Origin of the sequence: Flavisolibacter ginsengisoli DSM 18119 (genome assembly GCF_900129295.1) — a bacterium.
In the GTDB taxonomy this organism is placed as follows: Bacteria; Bacteroidota; Bacteroidia; order Chitinophagales; family Chitinophagaceae; genus Flavisolibacter; species Flavisolibacter ginsengisoli.
Window position 1 is genome coordinate 1 of the sequence record NZ_FQUU01000043.1, and the last position, 3,592, is coordinate 3,592.

At 46.2% G+C, this 3,592-nt stretch carries 5 protein-coding genes; 3 read left to right on the plus strand and 2 right to left on the minus strand.

Annotated features, from left to right (window positions below):
* Nucleotides 1-259 precede the first annotated feature (259 nt).
* The gene (locus tag BUA53_RS20735; protein ID WP_139256548.1) at nt 260-442 is read right to left on the minus strand and encodes a DUF4248 domain-containing protein; all 183 of its coding nucleotides are present in this window, start codon (nt 440-442) and stop codon (nt 260-262) included.
* Between the two features lie 49 nt (nt 443-491).
* Nucleotides 492-1,511: an XRE family transcriptional regulator gene (locus tag BUA53_RS20740; protein WP_084080321.1), complete on the minus strand. Its 1,020-nt coding sequence runs from the start codon at nt 1,509-1,511 to the stop codon at nt 492-494.
* Between the two features lie 331 nt (nt 1,512-1,842).
* Here BUA53_RS20740 and BUA53_RS20745 point away from each other — a divergent pair, with 331 nt between their 5' ends.
* Genes BUA53_RS20745 through BUA53_RS20755 form a run of 3 tightly spaced genes read left to right on the plus strand, consistent with a single transcriptional unit; the run spans nt 1,843 to nt 3,351 of the window.
* Nucleotides 1,843-2,058 (plus strand): helix-turn-helix domain-containing protein, encoded by a 216-nt coding sequence (locus BUA53_RS20745; protein ID WP_072837309.1) that lies wholly within the window; start codon nt 1,843-1,845, stop codon nt 2,056-2,058.
* On the plus strand, nt 2,051-2,377 hold the full coding sequence (locus tag BUA53_RS20750; protein WP_072837310.1) for a HipA N-terminal domain-containing protein: 327 nt from the start codon (nt 2,051-2,053) through the stop codon (nt 2,375-2,377). Before BUA53_RS20745 ends, BUA53_RS20750 begins: the two co-directional genes overlap by 8 nt.
* A complete protein-coding gene (locus BUA53_RS20755) occupies nt 2,374-3,351 on the plus strand; it encodes a type II toxin-antitoxin system HipA family toxin (protein WP_072837311.1) in 978 nt (325 codons plus the stop codon). The genes BUA53_RS20750 and BUA53_RS20755 overlap by 4 nt, the downstream gene beginning before the upstream one ends.
* The last annotated feature ends 241 nt before the right edge of the window (nt 3,352-3,592 follow it).

A 3,592-nucleotide genomic window follows, 5' to 3' on the forward strand; every position in this document is an offset into this window, starting at 1 on the left:
TTCCATCATCTGCCAAACAGATTGCTTCGTTCCTTTAGTGCCTTCGCGTCTTAGTGGCACTCTCTCCACTTCATCATTCGATATTCCTTGTTCGATATTCTGCGGTTCATCTCTCCCTCGTCCGCCGTAGCTTTAGCGTAGGTGGATCATTGTCAACTTTTAAACTTTTAAACTTTTCAACCTTTCAACTTTCCTCCCCGTGCATCTCCCTGTCGCCTCTGTAGTTCTTACTCCCGACTCCCGACTACCGACTCCCGACTCATCCCGGTATCCCCAGCTTATCAAATATCAGCTCGACCTGTTTGGTAGTATAGAGCCGGCCCACGCGTTTGCCGATCGTTTCCTGGTGGGGCAGGATCCAGTTGCGCAGCGTTTTAGTACTCACGCCATACATTGCTGCCAGTTCGCCTTGCGTATAGGGACGAATGTCAATCTGTTTCATGGTAGTTCTCATTTTCACTTTTTTACTTTTGGCGGTCTCACAGGATGGGTTAACCGTAATAATGTAAAAGATCAGTAGGTGTTATGCACAGGTGGCGGCAGCACTCCAGCAGGCCAAGGTCGTATTGCTGCAGGTATTGGTACAGCATGCCCCGCAGGCACGTGCAGGCTTCAGCATCTACATCCAGCTCCGGTGGTTCGGTTCTCCTGATGCGCAACTGGTTGAACTGCTGCAGCAGGTAGCGCTTCTGGTTGGCGCTGACCAGGCCCAGGTCATCAGCCCTGTATAGCAGGGAGATCATGGATACCTTCCAGTGTTTTTTGCCTTCCGCCAGCCGCGCCAGGTTCACACATTCCGAAAAGAAGGATAGGATGGCCCCGGCCGGCATTAGTAGTTCGGCAGCGAAGCGGTTCACCTCCTTTTCATCTGCAGGGTAGCCTTCCCTGTTCAGCAGCAATTGTCCCAACTCATAGGCCAGGGAGAAGCGCTGGCGGTCGCCGGTCAATTGGCTGTTCACAAAAATGATTGGGTGGCCTGCTGCTGTGATCATACTCCTGCTGTCAACCCTTTCGGTGCCAAAATCAAAACGACTGACCAGGATGCCATGTTTTTCTAACAGGCCGGCCAGCGAACGCAGTGGGCCTTCATCCAGTTGCCATAATTGGCGCAACGCGGTGGCCAGTTCAGGAGGGGAGGCAGTTTTACCGGGTAGCAATATGGGTAATGGCTGGGGTTCCACCTGTAATGCCCTGGCCAGGTAATCGGCATTACGACTGATGATAAAACACTGTGCTTCCAGTGCGGACAATAACCGGGAAGGTACTTTTTGCCTGCGCCTGAATCTAGCCTGTACTTGCCTGGTGCCCGGGTCATGGGCAAAGAAGGTGGCAGGGAAGGAGCAGGCAATGGACAGGGCTTCCAGCGTTTCTTTGCCTACCGGCAGTTCCCCGCTTTCCATCCTCGACACCTGGGTCTTGTGCATGTGTAGTTGCATGGCCAGCTCCTGTTGCGTCATTCCCCTTGCTTCCCTGGCTATGGTGATCATCCCGGGCTGTATTTCCTGCATCATCCGTTTTTATTTGCTAATAAAATTAGCAATATCATTTGTAATTAGCGAGGTCTTGTTGCATCAATTTATCCACAGTTCTTATTTATAATTGAATATCAATACTGTAAGTCAGGAAATTTTCATTCAGAAAATTGCGATACGGGAGTGAAGAGTCATCAAAGCAGGTGATGGTTTGCTGGGGATTTCAATCGAAAAAAGAATTAAAATTCCCATTTGCGGGCTAAACAAGAAATGACTATGAAAATATTATCCAAAGAGAATTATAATTCTTATTTGTTGTGAAGTATGGATTAATACTGGTAATTTTGCACAAAAGAGTATTATAATTCTTATGAGCCCTATAGAAATAGGAGAAATATTAAAAACAAGGCGGCAGTTCCTTCATTTAACCCAGGAGGATATGGAGGAATTATGCAGTGTCAATAAAAAAACCATACAGCAAGTGGAGATGGGAAAAGGAAATCCTTCGCTGGAGACCTTAGGGAAGCTTGCTTCTACGCTGGGCATGGAATTGCTGGTGCAAGTTAAAGATGTGGAAAATGGCTAAAGGAGGTGTATATATTAATGGCTTACTGGCCGGAACCCTGGAAAAAGAGGCTGATGGCATTTACCGGTTCAGGTATGAGGACGATTATTTTTATGATAACAGCCGGCCATCCATCAGTCTTACGCTGCCCAAAACAATCCAGGCTTATGAAAGCACGGACCTCTTTCCCTTCTTTTACGGGTTGCTGGCAGAAGGGGTGAACAAGGATATCCAGTGCCGCCTGCTAAAAATTGATGAAGAAGATGATTTTACCCGGCTATTAAAAACAGCGGGTGAGGATACTATAGGCGCTGTAACCGTTAAAGAACTGGCAGCATGAAATGTCCGGGATGTTTTAAAGAAGGAACTGATCAATATTGTGTGAACTGCCGGAAGAGATTATTTGATGGCAGTAAAATAGCTCCTATACTACCCTTTGACAGGCCTACGGATAACAACCTTGCCATGTACCAGGAGAAAACCAAAAGGCTTTCAATTTCGGGTGTGCAATTGAAATATTCCTTGATGAGGCAGGATGGAAAATTGATCCTTACGGATAAAAACGGCCAGTATATTTTAAAGCCCGTTCCAACCGGGCAATTGTCTTTACCGGACCAGGCGCCTGCCAACGAGCACCTGACGATGCAGATAGCGCGCCAGGTATTTAAATTACCAACCGCAGAAAACGCACTGATCCGGTTTGCAGATGGATCGCCTGCCTATATCACGAGGCGTTTTGATGTGCAAACGGGAAAAGGGCTGAAGTACCAGCAGGAGGATTTTGCCCAACTAACCGGCAGGACCAAAAAAACCCATGGCGAAGACTTTAAGTATAACGGCACCTATGAAGAAATTGGCCTGCTGATACAAAAATATGTGGCTGCTGCGCTACCTGCGGTGGAGGGATTTTTCAGGATCGTTGTTTTCAATTACCTGTTTTGTAACGGGGATGCTCATTTGAAGAACTTTTCAGTGATGCGGACTGTATATGGAGATTATGGATTAACGCCGGCATATGACCTGCTTTGTACCTTGTTGCATAGTGAGCTTGAAAGTGATACGGCCCTTGACCTGTATAAAGGAGCGATAGATGATGAAGGCTATAACCGCTATGGGCTTTATACCCGGAGTCATTTTGAAGAATTGGCTAAACGAATGGGAATTTTGCCAAAAAGATGTGAGCGGATCATTAATGGTTTGCTTGGTAAGACGGAAGAAGTGAAAAACATGATTGCACTGTCGTTTTTGAGTGAGGAGGTTAAAGAAATGTATAGTAAGCTTTATCAGGAAAGGGTGAAAAGGTTTTACATCTAACCGGCGAGGAGTGGCAATATTTAATAGGTAATAGGTAATATGTAATATTTAAGTGAACTGATTGCAGGCGCTTATTAGCTTTGGGGCTGACAGGGTACCATATACTTTTTCACTACAAATCAGAAAGGCAAACCGCAGCGAGCGCAGCGAGTATGCTCATCCAAGTGTGTCAATTTATAATTTCTTAAATTGATATTGCCATGGAAGAAAAGAAGTTTGATTTTGAAGCTTTTGTTCACCA